1 protein-coding gene is annotated in these 1,191 nt (G+C 68.6%); it reads right to left on the reverse strand.

Annotated features, from left to right (window positions below; all coding sequences use genetic code 11):
* The coding region (locus tag IEZ19_RS49905) for an ISAs1 family transposase (RefSeq protein ID WP_229841752.1) at positions 1-1,134 on the reverse strand (1,134 nt) is incomplete at its 3' end.
* Between the last annotated feature and the right edge of the window lie 57 nt (positions 1,135-1,191).

The following is a 1,191-nucleotide window of genomic DNA, read 5'->3' on the forward strand; positions in this document are numbered from 1 at the left end:
GGCCAGTGGCCGCTCGTAGGGGCGGAGGGCTGTCGTGCGGAGTCCGGCGGCGATGTTGGTGTGGCCGGCGGTGCGGAGTTGGTTGATGGCGAAGCTGCGCAGGGTGGCCATGTTCTCCGGGCCGTGCCCGGTGCGGATCTTGGAGGCGTCCTCGCGGAAGGCGGTATCCCGGACAAAGTGGAGCCTGTTTTCGATCACCCAGTGTGCCCTCAAGATCTTTGCGATGCGTTCCGGGGATGCCTGGCGGCTGGTCAGGTCGGTGATGACGTAGACGGTCTCGCGGCTCTGCTTGCCGGACTTGGTGTCGGTGCGGTGGCGTACGACCTTGGCGACCTGGGCGGCGTGGGGGAAGTCGACGCCGAGGTCGGTGACGGTCAGGGCCTGCACGACCCGGGTCTCCTTGCGGCCGTGGCCGGTGGTGCGGTCGTAGAACTTCGCTGTCGCCTTCTCCCAGGGCAGGGTGCTCAGCTGGGTGTAGAGGTTCTTCTGGTTGCGTTTCACGGTGAAGGCGTAGTGGGCCTTCTTCGTTTCGACGAGGAAGCGGGCGTGGTCGCGCTGGGTGTGCAGTGCGTCGCCGGTCACGGTGACTCCTCGCAGGTCATAGGGGTCCAGGAGGGCGGCGAAGCAGGTGATTTCGTTGGTCTTCTCAGGGACCCTGAGCTGGGTGACGGTCATGCCGGTGCCGGTCATCGCGGCCAGCAGATGGGCGGCCGGGGTGCTGCCCAGGCGCGAGCCACGGGCGCTCTTGCCGTCGATCGCGAGGGTTTCGGTGCCGGCCGAGTCGTGGCCGAGGAGGTCGGCCAGGCCGCCAGGGCAGGTGTCCTTGATGACCCGGCGGATCGTCGCGCCGCTGGGCGGGATGCGCACGGCCAGGGCAGTCGCGGTGCGGGCACCGAGCCGGGCCAGAACGTCCTGCGGGGCGTCGGTGGCCCACTCATCAATCGCCACGAAGCTCCTCGCCCCGGTCACCACAGCGGAGCAGGCGATCAGCAGCACTGCCACGAAGGGGTGACGCTTTCCGCGCCGACACCGCGGATCGGCCAGCGTGGCCAGCCGATCGGCCAGCGGACCCGTCGCACGGTGCTGACGGGTGGGCGACTTGACCAGGCAGACGGTGGCAGACTGACGGCACATCGAAGCAGTGATGATGGTGCCGTGGTCCTCCGCCGGGTCTGACCCACATCGAAGCTG

The sequence above is a fragment of the Streptomyces brasiliensis genome (assembly GCF_014647875.1).
In the GTDB taxonomy this organism is placed as follows: Bacteria; Actinomycetota; Actinomycetes; order Streptomycetales; family Streptomycetaceae; genus Streptomyces; species Streptomyces brasiliensis.